This window comes from Pedobacter faecalis (genome assembly GCF_030182585.1).
Taxonomy (GTDB): Bacteria; Bacteroidota; Bacteroidia; order Sphingobacteriales; family Sphingobacteriaceae; genus Pedobacter; species Pedobacter faecalis.
Window position 1 is genome coordinate 227,800 of record NZ_JARXOW010000002.1, and the last position, 26,044, is coordinate 253,843.

Here is a 26,044-nt window from a genome sequence, read left to right on the forward strand (position 1 = left end):
TTTACTTGCTAGTCACGCTAATTTTTGATATCACCTTATTTGGGCTGTCATTCGGCGATTCCATAAACAGAAGTTCAAATAACTCCCCCTTAGTCCATTTGTTTATCATGTTGTCATAAAAGCGGCTGCCCGGGTTGCCCGATTGTCCGCCCGGGTATACCCCGTAGCCCTTCGGTGTCTTACCAAGTTCTACAACCATGCGCCATGAAGGTCCGTTGCCCTCGTTCATCGCGTTGATCGTCATCTTTCCTCCACCTGTTACCAAGGGCTCCGATCCAAGACCCGGTATCCTTGCCAGATGCTGAACCCTGGTATTCTTCACCCGGCCCCAGGCCCAGTGCTCACCAATAGGCCCATATTTGCGCTCAAGTGTATCGCAGGCGTACTTAAACGACGCACTTATCAGATCAGATAGTGTCTCACGGGCAGGTGTACGAACGTCGTCAACCCAGCGCGAATCAGGTTCTTCGAGGATCAGCTTAACCGTCCGGTCTCTCGACGGATATCGCATCGGCATATCCTTAACAGTAAACTCATCATCCCAGATGGCAAATTGCAGCCGTTTTGTCCAGAAATCGAATACACTGGCCGCAATTTCAGCGCTATCATAACACTTATTCCAAACCGAAAGCAAATGGAGCGCTTCCTGCTGTGTCGCATTAAGCTTGCTGCTGTCGACCAGCTTTAGCATGGCGGGGAGCACGAGCTCAGCATGGACACTGTAATTGTCCGTTTGCATCAGCCTGATGCTATCTGCAGTGGCGCGCTTCATAGTGCTCAGCCGGTCATTAATACGTTTGGCTCGTTCAAAAGGACTGAACTCCCAGTTAATATAGTAAGGGTAGCCAGGGTCTGTTGGCGACTGATTCGCTGAGCTCACAAATCCTCGTGCCGGGTTTTTCACCGTGGGGTTATGCTCCGCAGGGATCCATCCCTGCCAGTCATTGTCTTTTCTTGAACCATCCAAAATAAACTTTCCCTGATTTTTCCATTTAAGCGGAAACTTACCATTCGACGTGATCGAAATATCGTTGTCTACAGAAGCAAACACGAAATTCTGCGCCGGCGCAGTGAAATACTCCAGCGCTTTCCGGTAGTCTGAATAATTATTTCCCCGGTTCAGCAAATAAAACGTCTTCAGTTCGTTAGAACGCTCATGGGCAATCCACCGCAAGGCACTGCCCGCGGGGATGTTTTCAGATCTGTTGAAACCGTTCGGTTTCCTCAGGTAAACTACAGGGCCATGATGGGTATAGTACACCGTATCTGTTACAGTTTTGCCTCCGCGCACCCGAATCTTTTCCCTGACCATTTTTGTGCTTTTCCACTTATGATCGTACCAATAACTCGTATAAGTCTCGTCCTTAAACCTTACCGAATAAAAATCCAGCACATCCGCCGCCACGTTGGTAACCCCCCAGGCAATACGCTTGTTAAAACCAACTATTATACCCGGCGCGCCCGGCAATGAAACGCCATAGGCATTTAAACCCGGAGCATGCAGTTGAATCTGGTACCAAATGGAGGGGAGCGACAAATCCAGATGCGGATCATTGGCCAGAATCGGATAGCCAGAAGCCGTCTTAGCGCCTGAAAGCGCCCAGTTATTGCTTCCGATCCCCTCCTCTTTTTGTTTGGTTCGCACATTATACACTGAACGTATACCAGTATCCGGCGGCGTGGAAGGCACGGCCAGCGGCTCGAAATCCCATGTAGTTCCCACGGGGATAATCGGGTCTTCACGAAACGGGTAGTCAGGGAACAAATCCGCAACCGCAGATGATCCGAAGGTATTTCGGATATTCGTCATATAAAGTTCATCGGAACCCATGGCAAGCACGGCCGACATCTGTTTGAGGAGCAACGCACACTTTAAGGGTGTCCATTTTTCCGGTTTAAAATCCAGCAGCTTATACTCCAATGGGAGCTGCGCCGCATTGAGCGAACCAATATAGTCGTTTATACCCTCTGTGTAAGCCAGGATCATCTCTTTCGACTTGGGGTCGGCCATCATTCCGGCCAGCGAATTCTCTGCCCCGTATACCATGCCCATACGGCGCTGATAGCGGTCAAGCTCGACCGCTTTTGCACCCACTACTTCCGACAAGCGTCCCGCGGCAAATCTGGTTTGAAAGTCCATCTGCCACAGGCGGTGCATAGCTGTTACGTAGCCCTGTGCATAATATACATCATGATCATTCTGCGCAAATACATGTGGAATCATACGGTCATCAAAAGCAATGTCAATCGGCGAATGCGCATGCTTGAGTACCAACTTGCGGCTTTTATCCACGCTATATCTTTCCGCGTTCTGCCAGAAACCTGTAAACGGATTAAGAAACTTCAGCAGGGGGGGCATATCCCCAAACTTAGAATTACATAAAAAACCTAAAAAAACAGGAATAACAACACTAATGAATGCTTTGACCTTGTTCATCATCTGCTCAGGCAATTACGCCTTTACTAAAAGTGTAAAAGCGGGTTAGATCTGCAATTTAATAATTTATTTAATTTTCCGTACACTTAACCAAGTTTGGATTATTGCGGAAATGTGCTAGATTTAAATTAAAATTCACCCAAATATAGATTTATGACAAACACTCTTACAAAAGCTGTTTTTACAATGGTATTGCTTTGTGTTTCGGCGCTCGTGGCGTTAGCACAGAATGTAACGATTGGTGGTGCTGTGATCGACAAGGCCACCAGGGAACCCATGCCCGGCGTTGGCATAACGGTCAAAGGCACAACGTCTGCCACAGCCACAAACTCCGAAGGAAAATTCGCGCTCAGTACCAGTCAGAAACTTCCTTTTACTCTTGTAATCAGCTATGTGGGTTACAATACCATCGAACAGGAAGTAACTGCAGCAAGCACCAGCCTCAATTTCGAACTCGAGAGTGGCGTCATACTCGGCCAGGAAGTCGTGGTGTCTGCATCACGTACGCCCGAGCGTATCCTTGAATCGCCGGTATCCATTGAACGGATGGGTGTTGCAGTATTGAGGGAGCTCCCTGCACCGTCATTTTACGACGCACTGGCAAACCTAAAGGGTGTTGAAACAAGCGCACAGAGCCTTACCTTCAGATCTATAAATACCAGGGGCTTTAACTCCAACGGAAACATCCGCTTCAATCAGTATGTCGACGGAATGGACAACCAGGCACCAGGACTAAACTTCTCAGTAGGCAACATTATCGGACTGAACGACCTTGACGTGGATAACGTGGAACTCCTTCCGGGTGCCGCTTCCGCCCTGTATGGCGCGGGCGGTATCAACGGAACCATGCTCATGACCTCCAAAAACCCGTTCACCTATCAGGGACCAAGTTTTCAGTTCAAAACAGGTATCAACCATGTCAACGACGATGAGACCGGTACACAACAATATAACCAGTTCGATCTGCGTATGGCAAAAGCGTGGAACAATAAACTGGCGGTAAAGGGCACCTTCTCCTTCCTGCAGGCCAAAGACTGGCAGGCATCCAACTATAGCAATTTCGACCGTATCAGCCGCACGCAGAAGGCGGGCGACCGAAACTCGGATCCTGCGTATGACGGTATTAACGTGTATGGCGACGAAACTTCACAAAATATGCGCGCCATCGTAGGTCAGAGCATTGAGCCGGCTGTTCGGCAGGGAATTTTGGGCGCCTCAGGTGGTTTGTTCGACCCGAGAGCTGCACTTAACAACGTGCCTGCCGGTTCAAGCTATGCTACCTATTTAACTGCGATCAATTCGTTCCCAATTCCTGCACCGCTCCGTAGTGCGGTGGCCAATCAATACCTGCCCTTCTATTTTGGACTCGCCAACCCCGCTGTACTGCCTAATCAGGAGGTGACAAGAACAGGGTACAACGAAAACACGCTGGTCGATTACAATACTGAGTCGATGAAAGCATCTGGTGCACTGCACTATAAATTTACGCCCAGTATTGAAGGTATCGCTCAAATCAACTGGGGAACCGGAACCTCTGTTTATACCGGTACCGACCGTTATTCTTTGCGTAACTTCAGCATTGGTCAGTATAAGCTGGAATTAAAAGGGGAGGACTTCTTCGTGCGCGGATATACTACCCAGGAACGCTCCGGCGATTCATATATCTCCTCCATCGTTGGCGCGTTCATTAACGAAACCTACAAACGTTCGGAAGACTGGTTTCCGCAATACATCGGAACGTATATAGGTGCCAAGCTAAACCCGGCCGGACTTACAGATGCTCAGGCACATGCTGCCGCGCGTGCTGCTGCCGACCAAGGGCGGCTGATACCGGGAACACCGGCATTTGAGGAGGCACGCACGCGTATCGCTAATACTACGATTGTAAGTACAGACCGTGCTGCCGGGGTTTACGGTGCAAAATTTGACGACAGAACCAACCTTTACCATTACGAGGGACTGTACAACTTTTCCAACCTGTTAAACAATGTCGTCGAATTGCAGATCGGGGGCTCTTACCGCATCTTCCAGCTCCGTTCAAACGGAACCATCTTTGACGACCGCACCAACAAAATAGATATCGATGAATATGGCGTATTCGGACAGTTGTCGAAGAAATTCTTCGAAGACAAATTCAAGCTTTCTTTGTCGGGCAGGTACGATAAGAATCAGAACTTCGAAGGCCGCTTAACACCAAGGATCTCCGGAGTTTATACCGTGGCGCCAAACAACAACATCCGCGTGTCTTATCAAACCGGCTACCGCAACCCTACCACCCAAAACCAATACATTGATCTTACTGTAGGTGGTGGTCAGCTCCAGCTTATCGGAGGCTTGCCGAGCCTTCTCGCTAAGTACGATTTGTACAATAACAGGCCGTATACCGACGCAAGTTACCGTGCTTTCGTCGCTTCCGCCATCGCTGGTACGCCCAACGAGAGCTTGTTACAGGCCTATCAGTTTGATCCAAGAGGCGTCGTTCCGGAAAGCGTTAAAGCCTACGAGATCGGTTATAAAGGATTGTTAGGCGGACGCTTGCTCATCGATGCGTATGCATACTATAACACCTATAAGAACTTCATTACTGCAGTAGAGGTTTACCAGCGTCGCGGACAAGCCTTCCAAAAGTTTGGAGTACCTGTGAACGCCGACGGCGAGGTGGATACTTACGGAGCTGCATTGGGTATCGATTACCTGATCGCCAAGTATAACCTGTCTGGAAACGTGTCGTACAACGAGATCGGCGATCTTCCCGCAGGCTTCCTGAACGACTTCAACACACCTACCATCCGGTATAACGTTGGTTTGGGTAACCGGGAGATTGTTAAAAATGTGGGCTTTAATGTAAACTACCGCTGGCAGGATTCGTTCTACTGGACCTCATCATTTGCTTCCGGAACAGTGCCTGCATTTGGCACAGCCGATGCACAGGTTAACTTCAAAGTGCCGTCTGTAAACTCAATGATCAAAATAGGCGGTACCAATATCCTGAACAAGTACTATTTTACCTCTTACGGTAACCCGTCTGTAGGCGCACTGTACTATGTAGGTTTTACATACAACCCATAGGTTGTTCTAAACAGGCTAATCCAGATCCCCGGCAAACACCGGGGATTTTCTTTTGAAAGACCTTTATCTCTTCGGCTTTCCTTCGTCTTTCAGTCGTGTTCGCTCCGGCATCGCTTCGTCGCAATCCGAAGGAAAAGCGACATAAAAGTGCAGAGCGTACGTCAGCGCGCGGGTATTACACAGTACTTTCTAAGCTTGCTCGTCGTTCTTTCAATATCTCTTGGGTTTTAATTGAAATTTTTACACTTTTAGATGGTACAATACATCAGGTATTGGAGGGATAGGATAATAAAACGATTTTCATGGAAGAGCAAACAGAAGTTGGCAAGGAAATATTTAATCAGAAGATAAGCGATAGTACAGGTGATGAGGTGGTTCAGCATCTCAACAATCCGGTGGCTGGGGCCGAAGCCATCGTAAAAAAGTATCTGGACTCAGTTAAAAAGGTTTGGCAGGATGGTAACAGATACATTTTTGGTGATGGCAGCGCCAAGGTAGAGATCAGAATAGTGAGCGATGAGATCATTCGTATACGGCTTGCTCCGCATGGCGTGTTCCTCGATGATTTCTCATACGCCGTGCCGGTGGTCGACCAGAAAGTAACTACATTCCGACTGGAGGAATTCCCTGAGCACTTTGATATATCTACGAATACGGTCGTTTGCCGTGTGCGCAAAGACGATTTTTTGATCTCATTTCTGGATAAGCAAACGCAGGTAGTAATGAGTCAGGATGTATCTCCTATGCACTGGGAGGAGAATGCAGACTTTGGTGGCTATTATGTATACGCCACAAAAAAATGTCTCACGGAGGAGAACTTTTTCGGATTGGGCGACAAATCGGGCAATATGAACCTGCGTGGCAGGCATTTTCAAAACTGGAATACAGACGCATATTCCTTTGGCTGGGATCAGGACCCGTTGTATCGCACCATTCCGTTTTATATTGGCGTACACGATAAATCCGCCTACGGAATTTTCTTCGATAACACCTTTCGCTCGTATTTCGACTTCGGCAGGGAAGATGCCGAGAAGACAAGTTTCTGGGCCGACGGCGGGGAGCTGCAATATTACTATATGCATGGGCCGCATTTTATGGATGTGGTGAAGCGTTACCAGAGCTTAACGGGCACCCATCCAATGCCTCCAAAATGGGCTTTGGGATACCACCAATGCCGCTGGAGCTATTATCCCGAGAGCAAGGTGAAGGAGATCGCCGAGGGATTCAGGTCCAGGAGTATTCCTTGTGACGCGATATACCTGGATATCGACTATATGGATGGTTACCGTTGTTTTACCTGGAATAAAAGTCATTTCCCGGACCCGAAACGGATGATCAAGGAACTGACCACCGATGGTTTCAAAACGGTGGTGATGATAGATCCGGGAATTAAAGTAGACGATAATTACTGGGTGTTTAAAGAAGGAAAGGAAAACAACTACTTCTGTCGCCGTAGTGACGACTATTTTATGGAAGGGCACGTATGGCCGGGCCGTTGCCAGTTTCCGGATTTCACGAACCCAACCGTTAGAGAATGGTGGGGCGGTTTGTATAAGGAGCTTGTAGAAATTGGTGTTGCCGGTGTATGGAATGACATGAATGAGCCTGCAGTATTTGGTTCAGGTACATTCCCGAACGATGTACGTCACAATTACGACGGCTACCGAGGCTCACATCGCAAGGCACATAACGTTTACGGAATGCAAATGGTGCGTTCAACGTACGATGGCTTAAAGAAACTGATGCGCAACAAGAGGCCCTTTACCATTACCCGCGCGGGCTACTCCGGCATGCAGCGTTATGGCTGTGTATGGACCGGCGATAATGTGGCTACCTGGGAACACCTCAAGATTGGGAACATACAGTGTCAGCGGATGTCGATCTCAGGCGTGCCTTTCTGTGGAACCGATATCGGGGGCTTTAGTGGTGAGCCTGATCCGGAATTGTTTACCCGATGGATTCAGCTTGGAACGTTTTCTCCTTTTATGCGTGCACATTCGGCCGGAGATACCGCCGAAAGGGAACCATGGAGTTTCGGTGAACCCTATACGAGCATAAACCGTACCTACATTGAGCTCCGGTACCGCCTGTTGCCTTACCTGTATTCGGTATTTTGGGAGCATCACCGTTATGGATTCCCTATTCTTCGTCCGCTGGTTATGTTAGAGCAGGAGAATGAAAGTATGAGTTTCCGTCAGGATGAGTTTACCTTTGGCGACAAGATACTGGTATGCCCGGTTCTGGAACAGGGCGCTGCCTCACGAAGGGTCTACTTGCCTAAAGGTAACTGGTTTAACTTCTGGACACACGAGGTGCTGCAGGGCGAGAGCGAGCACCTGATCGAAACGCCGCTGGATCATATGCCGTTGTTTGTCCGCTCAGGTTCAGTTATTCCGGAGTACCCTGTAATGCAATACGTGGGCGAGCAGGAAGTAACGGAAGTATTACTGAATATTTATTATGCAGACTATGAAGTAAATTCTTTCCTTTACGAGGATCATGGCGACACATTTGCGTATGAGCAGGATATATACTCGGAAAAGAAGTTTGCCGTAAAAGGCAGCAGCAGTGGCTTGATTATTGAACAAAGCAGGGAAGGCCTGTATACCCCAAATTATGAGTGGTACAGTTATAATGTGGTAGGGTTACCGTTTAGCGTGGTGCGTATTACGGTAGACGATAAGGAAGTAACCGATTACAGCATAGATGACCGCAATTGCCTGCATTTTAAGTCAAATAAGAACTTTACGACAATAAAAATTTACAGCTAATGAAAGTATTGACCCACAGCTTGTTCAGCGATTTCGACATTTCCTTGTTCGTAACAGGTAAACATTTTAGATTGTATGAAAAGTTTGGGTCGCACATCATTACGGTAAATGGCGAAGTGGGCGTTTACTTTTCCGTCTGGGCGCCCAATGCGCAGTCGGTTGGTGTTATCGGCGACTTTAACCAATGGAACTGGGCGTCTCATCAGTTGTATAGGCGACTCGATTCTTCGGGGATCTGGGAGGGCTTTATCCCGGGAATTCATAAGGGCCAGATTTACAAATATGCCATCAAAGGTTTTGATGGCGTGGAACGGGAAAAAGGCGATCCTTTCGCGAGAAGATGGGAGCGCCCTCCACGCACGGCCTCTATGGTATGGGATACGGTTTATGTATGGAAAGATAAAACCTGGATGAACCGTCGCGCACGGGTAGATGCACTGAAACAGCCTATGACGGTGTATGAACTGCATCTCGGCTCCTGGCGGCGGGACCCGTCTGACCCAAAAAGGATCCTGACCTATAAGGAGATAGCAGAGGCACTGGTGCCCTATGTACTCGACATGGGTTTTACACATGTCGAGCTGATGCCGGTTATGGAATACCCTTATTATCCATCCTGGGGATACCAGATCACCGGTTACTTTGCTGCAAGTTCCAGACATGGAACTGCCCAGGAATTGATGTATCTGATAGAACAACTCCACAAGCACAACATCGGGGTTATTTTAGACTGGGTGCCATCACACTTTCCGGGTGATGCGCATGGTTTATATGAATTTGACGGAACGCACTTGTATGAGCATGCGGATATGCGTAAGGGCTTTCATCCTGACTGGAAATCCTATATCTTTAATTACGATCGGAACGAGGTACGGTCCTTCTTAATCAGTAATGCCATGTATTGGCTCGATCAGTTCCATGTAGACGGACTGCGGGTCGATGCGGTAGCGTCAATGTTGTATTTCGACTTTTCACGAACAGCGGCTGAGGCTGCTACTAACGAATACGGGGGTAGCGAGAACCTGGGAGCTATACAGTTCTTAAAAGATCTGAATGAGTCAGTTTATGGCAGTTTTCCTGGTGTGCAGACCATCGCAGAGGAAAGCAGTACCTATCCGGGTGTTACAAATGCGGTATATGCGGGGGGACTTGGATTCGGGATGAAATGGATGATGGGCTGGATGAACGATACCCTGAGGTATTTTAAGCTGGATCCGATTGCCCGGAAGCACCACCACCATCAGCTCACTTTCAGTGCTACATATGCCTTCAGCGAAAATTTTATGCTGCCCTTTTCTCACGACGAGGTGGTGCACGGCAAGTCATCAATGATTTATAAGATGCCTGGCGATGAGTGGCAAAAACACGCGAATTTGCGTGCTTTATACGCATATATGTTTACCCACCCCGGTACTAAACTTTTGTTTATGGGCAACGAGTTTGCTCAAACCCATGAATGGGATTTTAAGAATTCGCTCGACTGGCATTTACTCCAGTACCCAAGTCACCTCGGCATGCAAAAGGCTGTGCGTGCGATGAACACCCTGTACCGGTCGGAACCTGCCTTGTACGAGCATAGTTTCTCCTATGAAGGATTTGAATGGATCAACGCCGACGATTCCGATCATTCCATTTATATTTATGTCCGGAAGGGTTTAAAAGCTAAGGACACGCTGATCGTTATTTTAAACCTGACACCTGTATACCGTGAGGGTTACCGGGTAGGTTTGCCCGTTAAGGCTAAGTGGCAGGAGATATTTAATACCGATGCCGAAGAGTTCTATGGCAGCGGCAAACGAAATACAGGCGTATTGTTGCCAGAGGCTGAAGAATGCCATGGCAGACCTTCCTCTATTGTGTTGAACGTGCCGCCTTTGGCTGCGGTAGTTTTAAAGCAGGTATCTCCCCGCAAACCTTTCGTGTAACAGCTTTGTTGTAGTGGTATACATTTAAACCAACAGCAATGGAAACGCAAGATAACAAGAGCAATAAAGTACCTGCTCAGATCAATGATGATGCGCATCTGGAGAATCCAAGTGTAGATCCTGGTTTCGAGAACAGCAGTGATGACAATACGCTTAAGGGTAGAGAAGATAAGCGTGTGAACGACATTGATGTTAACCTTAGTATCTCGGAGATGCGCGAGGGCAAAACCAAACACGATGAAGAAGAAGGTCCTGAAGCAGCTGGATTGAGAGATATTGCCGATAGTGACTCAGACGATGATCAGTCGGACGACGCCATGAATCGCGGAAATGATCGCGACCACGGCGCATATAACCCTAAAAATATTTAGCTATTCGCTATCTTTGCAGCCTTAATTTGGAAACATGAATACCAAACAGGCATATAACATCTGGGCTGCTCAGTACGATACGAACGACAATAAAACGCGCGACCTTGAAGGCTTGGCCTTGAAGATTTGTCTAGCCAGTATTCCGTTCAACAAAGTATTGGAAATTGGCTGCGGTACTGGCAAGAATACGGAATGGCTTATGGAAAGAGCGGCGCTGATTACGGCGGTCGACTTCTCCGAGCAGATGCTGGCGCGGGCCAAAGACAAGATCAGTTCAAACCGTGTGGAATTTAAACAGGCGGATATTACTTCGAAATGGAATTTCAGGGACGGACTCTACGACCTGGTAACCTTTAGCCTGGTTTTGGAACATATCGATAACCTGGATTATATTTTTAATCAGGCCGCTAAATCATTAAACTCCGGTGGATATGTTTATGTAGGCGAACTGCATCCGTTTAAGCAGTACGAAGGGACCCGTGCCCGGTTTGAAACGGAAGAAGGCCGGCAGGAGGTTGATGCATTTAATCATAATGTGTCTGATTTTATACAGGCGGGCAAAAAACATGGACTTGCCCTGGTAGATCTCGAGGAATATTTTGATAACAACAACCGCACGGTTATACCAAGGATTTTGACGATCTTGTTGAAGAAAGTTTAGACCTTGCTTATGAAAGTATTATTTTGCTCAGCCGTTTTTTTATTGTCATCTGTATTTATCCATCAGTCTATGGCGCAATCCACCCAAAAGAAAGTAGCAGTAAAGCTAAACCACATTGCTGTCTATGTGGCAGATCTGCAAAAAGCTACCGACTTCTATAAAAACGTATTCGATCTGGAGATTATCCCGGAGCCTTTTAAAGACAACAGGCATACCTGGTTTACGTTGGGCCCGGCCGGACAGCTTCATTTAATTCAGGGCGCAAAGCCAGATCAGGTGCATGATAAAAACGAGCATCTTTGTTTCAGTGTAGCTTCGATGGACAGCTTTGTAAAGGCACTCGATAAAATGGGTGTAAAGTATGAGAACTGGGCAGGTAAGCTGAGCACTGTTACCAAAAGGCCCGATGGCATACAGCAGATCTATTTTAAAGATCCCGACGGCCACTGGCTTGAGGTTAACGACGATCACTGATCGCCAGCCTGTTTATAAGCGTCGGCTATAACGATTGCCATTAACCTTTCGGGATGCTCTACCGCTTTAAATCCAAACTGTGCGTAAAGCCCGTGCGCATCTAAAGTACCCAGCATGTATCTTCTGAGACCTTGCAGGTCTGGATGGAACAGCATCAGCGACATTAGTTTCTTGGATAGCCCCAAACCACGATATTCCGTCAGGATATAAACATCGGCGAGATAACCGAATGTAGCCCGGTCTGTAATCCATCGGGCAAATCCTATCTGCTGGGCTTCTTTGTAAATGCCGAAACATAAGGAATTTTCGATGGATCGCTGCACGACTTCCGAGGGGATGTTTTTAGCCCAGTACGATTCTTTGGACAGGTACTGATGCACTGCCAGGAGGTCGATCCGGTTCTTGTCATCAGAAAATATGAAACCGTCTTCTGCTATTTCCATCAGGTATTTATAATTCTTTCGGGCTGAGAAGTGTGTAGATTTATTTTCGCCACCTTTTGATCGCGTTCAATTGCAACAACGACCCCGAATACAAGGGTTCCGATAAATAAGAATATTAATAGCCAGTCGAAGGATTCCAGTTTTCTCATAGTTTGTGCATAACGCAGTTGAAGCGGAAATGTTTATAAAAAGTGATATTGTTTCGCATCCTTGGGTGAATTAACCTAAATGTTTGCTCTTCGTTCTTTCGGTCCTTCTTCGGGCTTAACTCATACTTTCTTCGGGAAATGGGGTACTTTTTCCGAAGAAAGTACGGATAATGCCTTGATTAAGCCCGAACCAGCCGAAGGGTAGGTTGCCTGTTGAAAAAACAAAAAGGGATGATCCATCCGGATACATCCCTTTTCTCTAACCAAATATAAACCTGTATGAACGGGTTTTATTTTAAGTTTCCGTAGTACTCTACGAATTTGGCCAATGCTGTTGAATAGCCCCACTCGTTATCATACCATGAAACCACTTTAACGAAGTTATCGTTCAGTGAGATTCCCGCTTTAGCGTCGAAGATAGATGCATGATCGTCTCCGATGAAATCTGATGATACCACTTCGTCTTCAGTATATCCTAGTACGCCTTTCAATTCGCCTTCTGAGGCTTCTTTCATGGCTTGCTTTACTTCTTCATAAGTAGCTGGTTTCTCTAAACGTACAGTAAGGTCAACAACAGAAACGTCGGCCACAGGAACGCGGAACGACATACCGGTTAATTTACCTTTAAGTTCAGGAAGTACCAGGCCTACTGCTTTTGCAGCACCGGTTGATGAAGGAATGATGTTAGAGAAACCACCGCGTCCGCCTCTCCAGTCTTTAGCTGAAGGACCGTCAACAGTCTTTTGTGTAGCTGTTACTGCGTGGATAGTGCTCATTAAACCTTCAACGATACCGAATTTATCGTTCAATACCTTTGCGATAGGTGCTAAACAGTTCGTAGTACATGATGCATTAGATACGATGGTCTGATCTGCAGTAAGTTTGTGATGGTTAACGCCCATTACATAAGTAGGAGTGTCATCTTTGGCAGGGGCAGAGAATACTACTCTTTTTGCTCCGGCCGCAAGGTGCTTTTCAGCATCTGCTTTAGTAAGGAACAGACCTGTTGATTCGATAACGGTCTCAACACCTACTTCATCCCACTTCAGGTTTGCAGGGTCACGCTCTGCAGTGATGCGGATTGTTTTTCCGTTTACTACAAGGTTTCCGTCTTTTACTTCAATTGTTCCATCGAATTTACCGTGGGTAGAATCATAACGCAACATGTAAGCCATGTAATCTGGTTCTACAAGGTCGTTGATAGCAACGATGTCCAATCCTCTTTTCAATGCAGCTCTGAAAACCAGTCTGCCGATACGGCCAAAGCCGTTTATTCCAATTTTGCTCATTTTTATTGAATTAATTTGAATAGTAGTTTAGTAAATTATAAATCGGTTCTTTAGTTATTGATGTAATGGTTAGCCCATGCTGTTTTGCTATGGCACGCAGCTGATCCTGAAATGTTCCGGCTACCAAACCCACGAAATGAATATCATGGCCGGGGTGCTGTTTTACAGTAGGCAGCATATAGATATGATAATACCTTTCAAACGCCTGGTTTACCACGTCAAGTATATATTTATGGTCCCTGTTTTCTATAAAAAAGTCAAAAAAGGAACTCAAAAATTGCTGAGCCATTGGTTTTTTATAAACCCGCTCCAATATCTGGGGCCGGTCCAGATTGTATTTCACCTCGAACTTTTTGTGAAGGTCGTCAGGCAGCTTATTCTGCATAAAATGCTTGAGCAGCACTTTGCCCAGGTAATTTGCCGAACCTTCATCACCAAGAATGAAACCTAATCCGTAGTTGTTCTTCTCCGGGTTTTTCCCATCAAAATAGGCACAGTTGGCCCCGCTACCCAAAATACCTACAATACCGGTATGGTTGTAGCATGCTGAAATAGCTGCGCCGTAAATATCATCCTTTACCAGGATCTTACTGTACCGGAAGAATTGTCCAAGTGTTTCTGCGAGTTCGTTTTTCCGCTCGGGAGAGGAGGCACCTGCCGCGAACACATAGATCTTTTTAATGCTTTCAGCATGATTGATCAGCGTAGTTTTTTTGTTCAGTGCGTTTAAAATAGCTTTCGGATCATTTAAGCAGGGATTAATGCCTGGCATGGTGCATTCTGCCACTGCCTTGCCGTCCCTGGCTATTTTCCAGAAAGCTGTTTTTGAGCCGCTGTACACTACTGCGATCATGCTTATATAGACAATACTTTAGTCATTTCCAACAAATCACTTTCCAGCTTAAAGCTGTGCTTGTTGAGCGCTTCCTCGATGCTGGTGGCCTGGATGTCGTTGCCGCGAAGACCCACCATATGCATGGTATTTCCGCGAAGCAATTCGTTTACTGCAGCAAATCCCAATCTGCTGCCCAGTATCCTGTCGAAGCTGCTCGGGCTACCGCCACGCTGAAGGTGCCCGAGTATGGTTACCTTGGTATCATAATGGTTGAAACGCTCCTTAACTTTCTTCGCTATGTCGTACGCGCCGCCCGATTTATGCCCTTCAGATACGATAACGATGCTTGAAGACTTTTTGGTAGAAGCACCTGACTCCAGCTGAGCGATAAGCTCGTCTAAACTGGTGTGGCGCTCAGGAAGGAGCACCGCTTCGGCGCCGCTTGATATAGCGCTCCTTAATGCAATACAGCCGGAGTCGCGGCCCATTACTTCAATAAAGAACAACCGGTCGTGCGAATCGGCGGTGTCCCTGATCTTATCGATAGCTTCAATTACCGTGTTAATTGCGGTATCGTATCCCAGGGTAAAGTCAGATCCATAAAGGTCGTTATCAATAGTGCCCGGTACACCCATAACCCGAACGCCGTGTTTTTTTGCGAAACGCAGCGCACCGGTAAAAGTGCCATCGCCCCCGATAACAACGAGGCCGTCTATATCTCTTTTTTTAAGATTTTCAAATGCAATGTCAAGTCCTTTGTCGGTCTTGAAATCAAGACAACGGGCGGTCTTTAAAATTGTCCCTCCAAGATGAATGATGTTGCTCACAGATCTGGCATTCATGGGGTTGATGTTGTTGTCTATCAGACCCTGATAGCCCTGCATCACACCAAACATGTTAACGCCATTATAAATTCCTGTCCGCACTACCGCCCTGATACAGGCGTTCATTCCGGGCGCATCGCCCCCTGAGGTGAGTACAGCTATATTTTTAATATTTGGTTTCATGATTGTATATACGAATATAGCGTGTATTATTTACACTAAGTAATTTATTTTGCATTTTCGGATGCAATTAGGCCGCAAGTATATTTATTTGCGTCAACATAAAAAAATTAAAGACCGATTACTTTCCGTCTTGTGCAGTAGGCTGTAAAACCGACTGCAAATATTTAGCGTCGGTCACTGCATAGCCCTGTACATCATTGTTGAAATAAATGAATGCTTGTTTGGTATGTGTGCTCATTTTCAACTCTTTCGCAAAATCGTCCAGTTCATGTTTTGAATACCGAGAGGTATAAAGCTGCTGCCCTCCATGCATACGATAATACAGCAGATCCGTGTTGCTTACCATGTCATCAGGGAAGTCCGGATGGCTCATCCCGCAGAAACTGATACGGTGTTCGGCAAGCTGGTTCCACACCTCTTTCTTCCACCAACTGCTGTGCCTGAATTCGACCACATTCCTGATGTCTCTATCCAGGCCGCCCGTCAGCCTGCTCAGCCGTTCTTCAGAATAGGTAAAGTTTGGGGGGAACTGCCAGAGCGTACAACCCAGCTTTTCTTTTAAGCCCTTCTCCACAACCGTGTAGAAGTCGCCTATCATTTGTGATGCCCCGCTCATTTTCTTATAATGTGTAATGGATCTTGGCGCTTTAACGGCGAATAGAAAGTTGTCGGGGCTCTGCGCATACCAGCTCTCTAAAGCCGGTAGGCGCGGGAACCTGTAAAAGGTGACGTTCAGTTCCAGGGTTTTGAAATGCTGGCAGTAAAATTCAAACCATTTCTTTTGTGGTAAGCCTTCCGGATAGAAACCGCCTAGCCAATGCTTGTAGTGAAACCCTGAGCAACCGATTGATGTACGCATATCTTGTTTCCTTTGACAGACTTCCGCAAAAAACGTGCGCCTCTGAACTGACGCGTGCAAACCTAGTACTTCTACTTCTTTCAGCGGGCAAAATACCCGATAACGTTAGGAGCAACACAGTTTCAGGCTTGCGTTGTTAATCATCTACAATTAATCAACCTATCGTTATGGAAAATCAAAATGAACAGCTGCAGAATGACGCCGAGCGCGATAAGCATATCAACACAGTTGTAGTTCCGGAAGAACAGATTAAAGGCAGTGATGCCGACACCAATCCGGAGTTGGATATATCGGACTCAAATGATGTTGAGGATAAATCGACAAGTACACACAGGTAAATGCCTGTTTTTCAGTCTTTCAAAACCTTTTGGCCGAGCCCATGTTTAACAGGGGAATATTTATCCTAAAAAATAAACAGTTATGAAAAAAGTAATTTTACTGATGTTCGCAGTAGTTTCCATTGGGTTTGCTGCGTGCAGCTCTGACAAGAGCGGGGACCAAAGTGGAGATTCAACAATGTCGGACACGACGCTTATGGATGATCCGACGATGAGTGCAGATACCAATATGGTCGACACCATGGGTATGGCAGATACAACCACAATGGATACCAATACTACGATCCGCTAACGCACCGGAGATAGCAAGCTCGTTTTGGGGCTTGCTATCTCTTTTTCTACTGATTATCGCTCGCAGCTGAATAACGATTGCCACAGGGCAGGGTTTAGCTTTTTTGGCAAGCCGTCTTTAAAGACTGCTGCGCCGTTTGCAGAAATAAAAAACAGGATGAAATACTGATAAATTTTTCTAGTTTAGCCCAAACTAAAATTAGAATGTTTTGAAAGAAGTCTTACCAAAGTTTGATTCCACTTTCTCTATCGACTGTGTGGTGTTCGGGTTTGATGAAGGAGAGCTGAAAATCCTTTTGATAGAAAGAAATGAAGAACCGTTTAAGGATTGGTGGGCTTTGCCTGGTAATATTGTTGGCGAGGATGAAAGTTTGGACCAATCGGCTGCACGCATATTAAGAGAGCTGACTGGTCTTACCAATATATATATGGAGCAATATTATACCTTCGGTGATGTAAACAGGCACCCGCAGGGTAGGGTTGTGAGTATTGCCTATTATGCGTTGCTCAGACTGGGCGGAGAGAAGACTGTAAAGCCGCAAAGTAATTACGCGAAGCAGGCTTACTGGATCAACGTAAAGGATCTTCCTAAACTGGCGTTCGACCACCAGCAGATCTTTGAGAAGGGACTTGAAAAAATCAAACGGCGTATCAAGCATCAGCCAATCGCTTTTGAACTGCTGCCCGAAAAGTTCACGCTTACCCAGCTTCAGAATGTGTACGAGGTAATTCTGAACAAAAAACTGGATAAGCGTAATTTCAGGAAGAAAATGCTCAGTTTTGGTGTGTTAAAGGATCTGGAAGAAAAGCAACAGGGGGTGTCGTTCAGAGCGGCAACTTTGTACAAGTTTGACAAGCGTAAATATGCCAAGTTGTTCGGGAAAGAGATCTCCTTCTAAAAAGAAAAACCCTAAGGCTCCTTAGGGTTTCTTTTTATGTCAATTTGATTATGACTTTGGTGCGATGTTGAGGTGGTAGTCTACCAGGTCATCTATAGGCGAGCGGATGATCTTACCAACGCCCATTTCGTAGCGGTCGGCCACCACACTGAGGATATCCCGGAAGCTATATCCAACAGATCCTACGCAGTTAAGCTGATATTCCTTGTAGTTAGGATAGTGCTTCACCAGGTTCTCGAAGAATGCGGTAAATGCATAATCGACAGTAGCTGTGGTATAATCTTCATAACTGTCTTTGAAGTCATACAGGAATTTGCTGAAGCTTGCACAGAAACGGTTTGGCAACGGCTTGTTGTAAATATGATCAAAGATGTCTTCGTTAGTCAGCGCAAAGTTGTCATAAAAGCTTTCTCTTAAGCCTTTAGGCATATAACCTTTCATATAATCGGCCAAAATACGCTTGCCGATAAAACATCCGCTTCCTTCATCGCCCAGGAAGTAACCCAGGGAATCGATGTTCAGGGTGATGTCTTTTCCATCATATAAGCAAGTATTTGTACCTGTACCAAGGATGGCAGCAAAACCCGACTGGTCAGCCAGAAGCGCACGGCATGAAGCTAAAAGGTCGTGTCCGATATTGATCTTAGCGTTTACGAAGATTTGTTTCATTGCATCAGCAACGATTTGCTTGTTGGCGTCTGTAGAACAGCCCGCGCCGTAATAATTTACTTCGGTAAGTTTATCCGTCTCCAGAAAGTCCGGCAGGGACTTTTTTAAGGATTCAACAATATACGCTGTACTGGAAAAGTAGGGGTTATATCCCTCAGTATTGAAAAGGATTTTTCTTCCTGCCTCGTTAATTAAACACCAATTTGTCTTGGTCGATCCTCCGTCTGCAATAACTATCATCTTAATTCGTCTTTTTCGGGATAAAAGTAAATAATCCTAAATCTTTGGTATGTTTTTTTTTCATAATTTAATTTATTGGTTTTGGTTGTCGTTGTATAATGTTGCTCTAATGTTTAAAAAACGGCTCTTTTATCCGCGTTTGGCAGGTTTGTAACCCGACCATATTGTTAAATAAACACTAAGCTAAAATACACTTTTATTTTATAATCCCAATTTTAATATAATATCTGAAAAAGCAGCAGGCCACAGAAGCGGGTTACAGGGTTTTAAAAAGTTATAATACATTTGTATCTGCCAGCGTAAAAGGCAGCCCTTACATGAAGAAATTACTTGTGGCCAACCGTGGCGAAATAGCTTTAAGAATCATGCGCTCTGCCCGGGAAATGGGAATTAAAACAGTGGCGGTTTATTCGGAGGCCGACCGTAGGGCATTGCACGTGCGTTATGCCGATGAAGCCGTTTGCATAGGACCGGCCCCCTCCAACCAATCGTACCTGCTAGGCGAGCGTATTATTGATGCCTGCTGTCAGACCGGTGCGGAGGCTATTCATCCCGGATACGGTTTTCTGTCGGAGAATGCCTCTTTTGCCCGTATGGTCAGGGAAGCTGGATTGATCCTGGTTGGTCCAACCCCCGAAGCCATGGAGATTATGGGCAACAAGCTTTCTGCGAAAGCTGCCGCGTTGAAGTACAACATTCCAATGGTGCCGGGCACAGCCGAGGCAATAACAGATATCGCCGAGGCAAAACAACGTGCTTTGGAAGTTGGTTTCCCGATCCTCATCAAGGCTGCTGCGGGCGGTGGTGGAAAAGGAATGCGGATTGTAGAGCAGGTACACGATTTCGAAAGCCAGATGCAGCTTGCAGTAAGCGAGGCGACTTCTGCTTTTGGCGATGGTTCTGTTTTTATAGAACGTTATGTTTCATCGCCGCGGCACATTGAAATACAGGTTCTGGGCGATACACATGGCAATATTGTTCATCTTTTTGAACGGGAATGTTCAGTCCAGCGCAGGCACCAAAAAGTTGTGGAAGAAGCACCGTCCAGCATACTTACCGAGGAGGTCAGGGCAGAAATGGGACGCTGTGCGGTCGATGTCGCACGTTCGGTGAGCTACGTTGGTGCCGGAACCGTAGAGTTTATCCTGGATGAAAACCTTAACTTTTTCTTTTTGGAAATGAACACACGCCTGCAGGTAGAGCATCCGGTTACAGAACTGATCACGGGGCTCGACCTGGTAAAGGAGCAGATCCGGATAGCGAGGGGAGAGGTGTTGTCGTATAAACAGGAGGACCTTCATATCAATGGCCATGCCATTGAATTAAGGGTTTATGCAGAAGATCCGGACAACAATTTCCTGCCCGATATTGGTGTGCTCCAAACCTACCGTACGCCAAAGGGAAATGGTGTGCGGATCGACGACGGATTTGAGCAGGGTATGGAAGTGCCTATTTATTATGATCCGATGATCGCTAAGCTGATTACCTGGGGGCACGACCGGAGCGAGGCTATGGATAGAATGATCAGGGCTATCGATGAATATGAGATTACCGGTATTAAAACTACGCTGGGATTTGGTAAGTTTGTGATGCGGCATGAAGCATTCCGGACCGGCGCTTTCGATACACATTTCGTGAGCAAATACTTTGAGCCAGGCAGCCACTATGAGGATAAAGATGAGGCCATGATCGCGGCAGTCGCTGCCGTGCTTTTTTCAAACAAGCGGATCGCCCGCGTGGCCGCACAGGCTTCAGCGCCTCAAACCAATTGGAAAAGGAATCGCACACGTTATAACTGATTTACATGTTTACAGGAATTATAGAAACAACCGGTTCCATTACCGAGATACGCGAGGAAGGCACAAATATTCATTTTACCGTAAGTTCACCCATAAGCAGTGAGCTGAAGATTGATCAGAGTGTGGCTCATAACGGTGTATGCCTCACTGTAGTTGCAGTGGCGGCAGAAACGCATACGGTGACGGCTATTCACGAGACCTTACAAAAAACAAATTTGGGTAGCCTGCGTGTAGGCGGGGCGGTAAATCTGGAGCGCTGCATGCAGATGAACGGCCGGCTGGACGGGCATATCGTGCAGGGGCATGTGGATCAAACAGCCGTCTGCATAAAAAAAGCTGAACTGGAAGGAAGCTGGGAATACCGCTTTAAGTATGACTCTGCGCCGGGAAACGTAACCGTCGAGAAAGGATCCGTGTGCGTTAACGGCATCAGCTTAACGGTGGTCAATTCGGCGTCCGACGAGTTTTCTGTGTTTATTATTCCCTATACATACGCATATACCAATCTGCACGAAGTGGAAGAGGGCGACACGGTTAACATTGAGTTCGATATTATCGGGAAATATGTTGCCAGACTGATCAATAAAAGCTGATCAGCGTTTCAGCTCAGCGATCTTATTCTTGATGAAGTTGGCCTGCTTGACCTTTTTCTTTTCATCTATGGTTTTAAGATAGCGCTCGTAATAGTCTATCGCATTCTTCTTGTCGCCCATCTTCATTTCATACAGCAGAGCGATGTTGTACAGCAGGCTTCCATCATTCTCGAAATCGAGCCCCCGTTTATAAGCCTTTGTAGCGGGTTCATTTTGCTGTATCTGCTCGTATGAGTCGCCCAGCAACCCATAATAACTTGCTGCGCGCGGAGAAACGCCGAGGTTGATGGCCTTTTCCAGGTAAGTGATGGCGCTCTTATAGTCTCTTATGCCCCGGTAGCTTCTGGCGAGATCGTAATAGAGCGCTTCCTTATCGCTGCTCATTGTTTCAGGAATCATTAGAAAATGTTTCACTGCATTCCTGTAGTCGAGTGTCAGATAATATGCTTTGCCTAAGTGGTCCAAAACCATAACGGTGCTGTCGCCTTCGCTCAGCAAAACTTGCCCCGTTTTAATCACCTCTCGGTATTTCCGGTTCTCCAGGTCTACCGGCATCATCAGTCTTTTCAGCCGCAGGTTTTCAGCGTCTGCGTTGAGTGCAGGCGCCAAGACTGCTGCCGCACGTTTAAAATCTTTGTTTTCCAGGTACAGTGCCGCCAGTTCGCTGGCAATATCCGCATCTACCGGATCCATTTTATGAGCCAGTTCAAGATAAGTTAGTCGACGGCCGGTGGGCGAGCCCTTTTCGAGTTCTGAAAGCCGCTTATAAGGTAGGATACTGGTGCTGTCCGCTTTTGCTGCTGCCAGATAATAAAATCTGGCTTTGTTCATATAGCCCCTACTGGCGTGGTCTTCTGCAAGTTTTGTCAGCTCCGGGAAACCAGCGGAGTCAGACTTTACGACGGACTGAACGCTGTCTACAGCAAGCGTATCCTGACCCAGGACGAACTGTGCTGACATCAGCGTCATCAGAAATAATGCAATCTTTTTCATGTGTCGTACAAGTACCCCAAACTTCATTCCAGTTCTATATCGCGGTCGTCTACGGGCAGATAGATATTAAAGGTAGAGCCCACGCCCTGTTCGCTCTCTACCGTAAGCATGCCGTTATTCCGTTCCACAAAATCCTTACACACCACCAGGCCTAATCCGGTGCCCTTCTCGTTGGCAGTGCCGCGCGTTGATTGGTTCTCGCCCGTAAACAGTTTTTCAAGCACTTCTTTAGGCATACCCAGACCGTTGTCCGCTATGCTAAGCCGGATGAACGCTTCTTTAGTATAAACTGCCGTAATATGAATCCGGCAACCAGATTGACAAAACTTAATGGCATTGTTCAGGATGTTTCTCACAACGATCTCCATCATGATAATGTCTGCATACACCGTTGCGCCCGGAAACACATCCTGTATGATTTCGATATTTTTTGATTTTGCAGAGGGCAAATGATAATTGACCTCGTTTACAACCAGGCTTTTGAGGTCAAAAAATTCATGGTTGATGCCATAACCTTTAAGCTGGCTTCTCGACCAATGTAAAATGTTCTCGAGGAGGTCGGTGGTATAAAGAATGTCTTTAGACAGGGCTGGCACGAGCGTTTTAAACTCCTCCATGCTGATCAGGTTGTTAGAGATCATTTTGAGTACTTCCGACAGGTTCACCAGCGGACCTCTCAGGTCGTGCGCAATGATCGAAAATATCCTGTCCTTCAACTGGTTCAGCCTTTGAAGTTCCTCCGCCTGCAGTCTCGAGCGGAGCGACTCTTCCCGTAATGAGGTAAGATCCTGCAACTTGATGATTGTTGCCTCGCTACTCAACTGATTTTCGTTAAGATACCTGATGTCTGCCTCGATGGCATATAATCCGTTTGGTGTCTGAACGTTAAGCTCGATTTTCCCGGATTCCTTGCGGTTAAGGTAGTCGAACAGTAAGGTCTGATCCGGCATCAGTGCCGATATCGGTGTACCGATGATCTTGCTGTTGTGATAGTCTGTCAGGTAGGTTTTAAAGCTTCGGTTATAATCGATTACACGGTTTCTATGGTCAAGCACCACAAAGCCATCCTGCATGAGGTCCAGCACTTTTTCACGGGCTACAGGCAGAATATCGAAGAGTTTAAACCTGTAGATGGCCAGCGAGATCATAAACACCGTTGCAATAAAGGCAAAAGGCGTAAGGTCCAGGTTTGGGACAGGGCGCAGACCGGTGAGATACGAAATATTGGCCGCCCAGGGTATCATCGCAGAGATGATGATCATATAGTTCTGCCGTCTGTAAATCGGGTCGGCCTGCCTGAACTTGATGATCAGCAGGTAACTGCCAATGGCCAGCAAAGCATAAAAATAGACTGTAAATAAGCGGTAAGCAATTGCAGGCTCTATCGCAACCATCGGAAAATCGCCGCTCGTATCCATGTACAGCCGCTCGTAGTGCAAATGGTGGTAATCGTTCGTCCATACAAGCAGGGTAGTTATCACCGACACACTGATCAAAAAGATCAGGTTTCGCTTCCGTTTATACCAGGCCTCCTTGCCAGACAGATGCAGGCAGAACAAAAACCAGTTGAGCGGCAGGGCTGTAATACCAAGGTATTGTATGTTGATGTAAATGGTCGCCTGTTCAAGCGTCGGACTGGCAAGTTCGAAGCCGTAACCCAATGCCCAGATAGCATTTGCCAGCATCATAATGCCAAAAAACCTTACCGCGCCCCCTTCTTTTTTATAAACGTAATAAGAAAAAAATAATGTAACCGACCCGCATATGATCAGAATCGTTGAGTAAACGTTAAAACTAAATTCCATCTATTGCGCGCACACTTAGTACAAAAAAACTCGATTAATAAAACAATAACGCAGGTTTGAACATTATATGCCTAAATCTACATAATTTAGTTTTAAACTGAAAATGTTGTTAGTTTTACATTGTTTAAATAACTCTTAGTCATTTATGAAAAAAATACTACTTGTGGCACTGTTGACGGGTTTCAATCTTGCCGCATTCAGTCAGCTGATGCCTAGTTTTCAACTGGGCTTGAAAGCAGGTGCAAATTTATCAAAACTGAGTACCGAGAATACATTCAGCAGCGATAACCGTGCGGGTTATTTCGCGGGTCTGTGGGCACGCGTTGGCGCGGCGGGTATCCATCTGCAGCCAGAGCTGTATTTAAGCGGTAAGAACACTACGCTTACGAACTCAGCAGGCCAGGAAAACAAAGTGAAGTTTACCAGTATGGATGTGCCTATCCTTGTAGGTACCAAACTTGGTGCTGCGGGTGTCGGGCTGCGTTTAAATACCGGTCCCGTGGTATCCTTCATTCTGGACGACGAGCAGTCTTTCGGTGATGCAGCATCAAGCGCATTTTCAGGGGATTTCAAAGGTCAGAACATCGCATGGCAATTTGGTGCCGGACTGGATATAGGTAGCCTTGGTGTCGACCTGAGGTATGAAGCCGGTCTGTCTAAGCTTGGTGAAGACCAGTATGAGGGACAGAAATTGCGCTTGTTCACGTTCGGATTAGCTTATAAACTCTTTTAGTCCGGCATTTCTGTAAAATGTATAAAAAAGGGCAGGCTGAAAAGTCTGCCCCTTTTTTTGGCGCCAAAATTGAGTATGTTACTTAGTCAACCTAATCAAAACTGTTATGAACATCAAAGAACTATTGCTAAAGCATCAGAACTTCGCTGAGCTCCTGAAACAATTCGCAATCAAGGCAGAGGACTTCAGGATCCGGGACGAAGATGTCCTGCTAAATGATCAGAATTTAGAACACCGAGAGATATTAAAAGAAGACATCTGTATTGAGGGAAAGAACGAGCAGGGAATCATTAGCTTCTTTGGGACACTTCACTGCAACCTTCTCAACAAATTGGCAGTTTTCGAAATGCAAGGCTTCGAACAGAAGTCGGGCCAGCAGATGTGTGCCAGTTAACGGTCCTTCAAAATCTCTTTAATTTCGTAGTTGAAAGCTCCTTTAATCGGGCGTATAGGCGTTTCTCTGTCGTCGCTCAGGATTTTTACATAACAGGCGCCAAAATAAAAGATGAACGACGAGTAGAATACGAACAGCATGATCAGAACAATCGACCCTGATGTTCCGTAAATATTCTCTATGCCGCTCAGAGGCAGCAGTATACGAAGCAGGTATTTTCCCAAACTGAACAAAACCGCGGTAAGCAGCCCTCCGCGCATGGCTGCGATCCAGGTTGGACGCCCGCTGGTCAGATAGCGGAACAGCACAGTAAACCAAATCATGACAATGCCGATGAAGGCCAGCTGATTGATTATCCATAATAAGACCCTGCCGAAGCTTGGCGCGGCGGTATTGATGTACTCGCCTATAAAAGTCTGAATGCTGTCGGTTACAAAGCCCAGCATAAACAGGATACCTGCCAGCAAGATGATCACCATAGATCTTCCTCTGAGCTTGATATTAAACCAGAAGCCGGACTTTGGTTTATTGCCTATAGACCAGATCTGATCCAGGGAATTCTTGATTACGGTAAATAAGGTGGTAGCCACGAACAGAAAAAACACGAAACTGATCAAAGTAGCATACCATTGATGGTCTATGCCACGTATGTTGCGCAGGGTTTCCCTGATTTGTACCGTACTGCTGTCGTCCAGCACGTTGGCTAAACGTTCAAATATCCGTGAAGCCAATATCCTGCGGTCTATAAAGAATCCAAACAGCCGGATCAGGATTAAAAGAATAGGGGGGAGCGCAAAATTGGTAAAGAACGCCGTAGCACCTGCCAGTCGCAGCGGGTCGTTTTTGCTGAACAGCTTGAACGCCGCCTTCAGGCGATAATAGAGCAGTATAGCCCTCTTAACCGGATCAAATCTCATGGCTCGTACCTCACTACGGCCGAAAGTAATAAAAAAAGAGGACATCCGTGTCACGGATGCCCTCTCCAGTTTTCAAATAAATA

23 protein-coding genes are annotated in these 26,044 nt (G+C 46.4%); 13 read left to right on the forward strand and 10 right to left on the reverse strand.

Annotated elements, in window-relative coordinates:
* Window position 1 precedes the first annotated feature (1 nt).
* On the reverse strand, window positions 2–2,359 hold the full coding sequence (locus tag QEP07_RS14660) for a penicillin acylase family protein (protein ID WP_350223381.1): 2,358 nt from the start codon (window positions 2,357–2,359) through the stop codon (window positions 2–4).
* 231 nt (window positions 2,360–2,590) lie between these two features.
* Between QEP07_RS14660 and QEP07_RS14665 the strand changes: the two genes are divergently transcribed.
* The 6 genes from QEP07_RS14665 to QEP07_RS14690 all read left to right on the forward strand — a co-directional run bounded on the left by QEP07_RS14665 (window position 2,591) and on the right by QEP07_RS14690 (window position 11,708).
* The gene (locus QEP07_RS14665; protein ID WP_285010905.1) at window positions 2,591–5,506 is read left to right on the forward strand and encodes a TonB-dependent receptor domain-containing protein; all 2,916 of its coding nucleotides are present in this window, start codon (window positions 2,591–2,593) and stop codon (window positions 5,504–5,506) included.
* 302 nt (window positions 5,507–5,808) lie between these two features.
* Window positions 5,809–8,277: a glycoside hydrolase family 31 protein gene (locus tag QEP07_RS14670; RefSeq protein ID WP_285010906.1), complete on the forward strand. Its 2,469-nt coding sequence runs from the start codon at window positions 5,809–5,811 to the stop codon at window positions 8,275–8,277.
* A complete protein-coding gene (gene glgB / locus QEP07_RS14675) occupies window positions 8,277–10,202 on the forward strand; it encodes a 1,4-alpha-glucan branching protein GlgB (protein WP_285010907.1) in 1,926 nt (641 codons plus the stop codon). The genes QEP07_RS14670 and glgB overlap by 1 nt, the downstream gene beginning before the upstream one ends.
* Window positions 10,203–10,240: 38 nt before the next feature.
* Complete coding sequence (locus QEP07_RS14680; RefSeq protein WP_285010908.1) at window positions 10,241–10,573, forward strand: hypothetical protein; 333 nt, start codon at window positions 10,241–10,243, stop codon at window positions 10,571–10,573.
* Between the two features lie 34 nt (window positions 10,574–10,607).
* Window positions 10,608–11,234, forward strand: coding sequence for a class I SAM-dependent methyltransferase (locus tag QEP07_RS14685; protein WP_285010909.1), 627 nt, complete (start codon window positions 10,608–10,610; stop codon window positions 11,232–11,234).
* Between the two features lie 69 nt (window positions 11,235–11,303).
* Window positions 11,304–11,708, forward strand: a complete 405-nt coding sequence (locus tag QEP07_RS14690; RefSeq protein WP_285010910.1) for a VOC family protein — start codon at window positions 11,304–11,306, stop codon at window positions 11,706–11,708.
* On the opposite strand, the gene QEP07_RS14695 is transcribed toward QEP07_RS14690, so the two are convergent.
* The 5 genes from QEP07_RS14695 to QEP07_RS14715 form a co-directional block, all read right to left on the reverse strand.
* On the reverse strand, window positions 11,702–12,151 hold the full coding sequence (locus tag QEP07_RS14695; protein WP_285010911.1) for a GNAT family N-acetyltransferase: 450 nt from the start codon (window positions 12,149–12,151) through the stop codon (window positions 11,702–11,704). The two genes, QEP07_RS14690 and QEP07_RS14695, sit on opposite strands and share 7 nt — an antisense overlap.
* 439 nt (window positions 12,152–12,590) lie before the next feature.
* On the reverse strand, window positions 12,591–13,589 hold the full coding sequence (gap, locus tag QEP07_RS14700) for a type I glyceraldehyde-3-phosphate dehydrogenase (RefSeq protein WP_285010912.1): 999 nt from the start codon (window positions 13,587–13,589) through the stop codon (window positions 12,591–12,593).
* A 10-nt stretch (window positions 13,590–13,599) separates the two neighbouring features.
* On the reverse strand, window positions 13,600–14,442 hold the full coding sequence (locus QEP07_RS14705) for a hypothetical protein (RefSeq protein ID WP_285010913.1): 843 nt from the start codon (window positions 14,440–14,442) through the stop codon (window positions 13,600–13,602).
* Window positions 14,443–14,444: 2 nt separating this feature from the next.
* The gene (pfkA, locus tag QEP07_RS14710; RefSeq protein WP_285010914.1) at window positions 14,445–15,431 is read right to left on the reverse strand and encodes a 6-phosphofructokinase; all 987 of its coding nucleotides are present in this window, start codon (window positions 15,429–15,431) and stop codon (window positions 14,445–14,447) included.
* Between the two features lie 118 nt (window positions 15,432–15,549).
* Window positions 15,550–16,290: a DUF72 domain-containing protein gene (locus QEP07_RS14715; protein WP_285010915.1), complete on the reverse strand. Its 741-nt coding sequence runs from the start codon at window positions 16,288–16,290 to the stop codon at window positions 15,550–15,552.
* Window positions 16,291–16,457: 167 nt separating this feature from the next.
* Between QEP07_RS14715 and QEP07_RS14720 the strand changes: the two genes are divergently transcribed.
* From QEP07_RS14720 to QEP07_RS14730, 3 genes are all read left to right on the forward strand, one after another.
* Window positions 16,458–16,628: a hypothetical protein gene (locus QEP07_RS14720; RefSeq protein ID WP_285010916.1), complete on the forward strand. Its 171-nt coding sequence runs from the start codon at window positions 16,458–16,460 to the stop codon at window positions 16,626–16,628.
* Between the two features lie 82 nt (window positions 16,629–16,710).
* Window positions 16,711–16,920: a hypothetical protein gene (locus QEP07_RS14725; RefSeq protein WP_285010917.1), complete on the forward strand. Its 210-nt coding sequence runs from the start codon at window positions 16,711–16,713 to the stop codon at window positions 16,918–16,920.
* A 208-nt stretch (window positions 16,921–17,128) separates the two neighbouring features.
* Window positions 17,129–17,818, forward strand: a complete 690-nt coding sequence (locus QEP07_RS14730; RefSeq protein ID WP_256007332.1) for an NUDIX hydrolase — start codon at window positions 17,129–17,131, stop codon at window positions 17,816–17,818.
* 48 nt (window positions 17,819–17,866) lie between these two features.
* On the opposite strand, the gene QEP07_RS14735 is transcribed toward QEP07_RS14730, so the two are convergent.
* Window positions 17,867–18,727: an N-acetylglucosamine kinase gene (locus QEP07_RS14735; RefSeq protein WP_256007333.1), complete on the reverse strand. Its 861-nt coding sequence runs from the start codon at window positions 18,725–18,727 to the stop codon at window positions 17,867–17,869.
* Window positions 18,728–19,044: 317 nt separating this feature from the next.
* Between QEP07_RS14735 and accC the strand changes: the two genes are divergently transcribed.
* Together accC and QEP07_RS14745 are read left to right on the forward strand one after the other, a co-directional pair.
* Window positions 19,045–20,526, forward strand: coding sequence for an acetyl-CoA carboxylase biotin carboxylase subunit (gene accC / locus QEP07_RS14740; RefSeq protein WP_285010918.1), 1,482 nt, complete (start codon window positions 19,045–19,047; stop codon window positions 20,524–20,526).
* 5 nt (window positions 20,527–20,531) lie between these two features.
* Window positions 20,532–21,119, forward strand: coding sequence for a riboflavin synthase (locus QEP07_RS14745; protein ID WP_285010919.1), 588 nt, complete (start codon window positions 20,532–20,534; stop codon window positions 21,117–21,119).
* Here the strand turns inward: QEP07_RS14745 and QEP07_RS14750 are convergent, their stop codons facing one another.
* Together QEP07_RS14750 and QEP07_RS14755 are read right to left on the reverse strand one after the other, a co-directional pair.
* The gene (locus QEP07_RS14750; protein ID WP_285010920.1) at window positions 21,120–22,112 is read right to left on the reverse strand and encodes a tetratricopeptide repeat protein; all 993 of its coding nucleotides are present in this window, start codon (window positions 22,110–22,112) and stop codon (window positions 21,120–21,122) included.
* A 23-nt stretch (window positions 22,113–22,135) separates the two neighbouring features.
* The gene (locus tag QEP07_RS14755; RefSeq protein WP_285010921.1) at window positions 22,136–23,917 is read right to left on the reverse strand and encodes a sensor histidine kinase; all 1,782 of its coding nucleotides are present in this window, start codon (window positions 23,915–23,917) and stop codon (window positions 22,136–22,138) included.
* Window positions 23,918–24,062: 145 nt separating this feature from the next.
* Between QEP07_RS14755 and QEP07_RS14760 the strand changes: the two genes are divergently transcribed.
* Together QEP07_RS14760 and QEP07_RS14765 are read left to right on the forward strand one after the other, a co-directional pair.
* Window positions 24,063–24,650 carry a porin family protein gene (locus QEP07_RS14760; RefSeq protein WP_285010922.1) on the forward strand — a complete coding sequence of 196 codons (588 nt, stop codon included), beginning with the start codon at window positions 24,063–24,065 and terminating at the stop codon, window positions 24,648–24,650.
* 106 nt (window positions 24,651–24,756) lie between these two features.
* The gene (locus QEP07_RS14765; protein WP_256007340.1) at window positions 24,757–25,044 is read left to right on the forward strand and encodes a hypothetical protein; all 288 of its coding nucleotides are present in this window, start codon (window positions 24,757–24,759) and stop codon (window positions 25,042–25,044) included.
* Here QEP07_RS14765 and QEP07_RS14770 read toward each other — a convergent pair.
* A complete protein-coding gene (locus QEP07_RS14770; protein ID WP_285010924.1) occupies window positions 25,041–26,006 on the reverse strand; it encodes a YihY/virulence factor BrkB family protein in 966 nt (321 codons plus the stop codon). The genes QEP07_RS14765 and QEP07_RS14770 overlap by 4 nt on opposite strands.
* Between the last annotated feature and the right edge of the window lie 38 nt (window positions 26,007–26,044).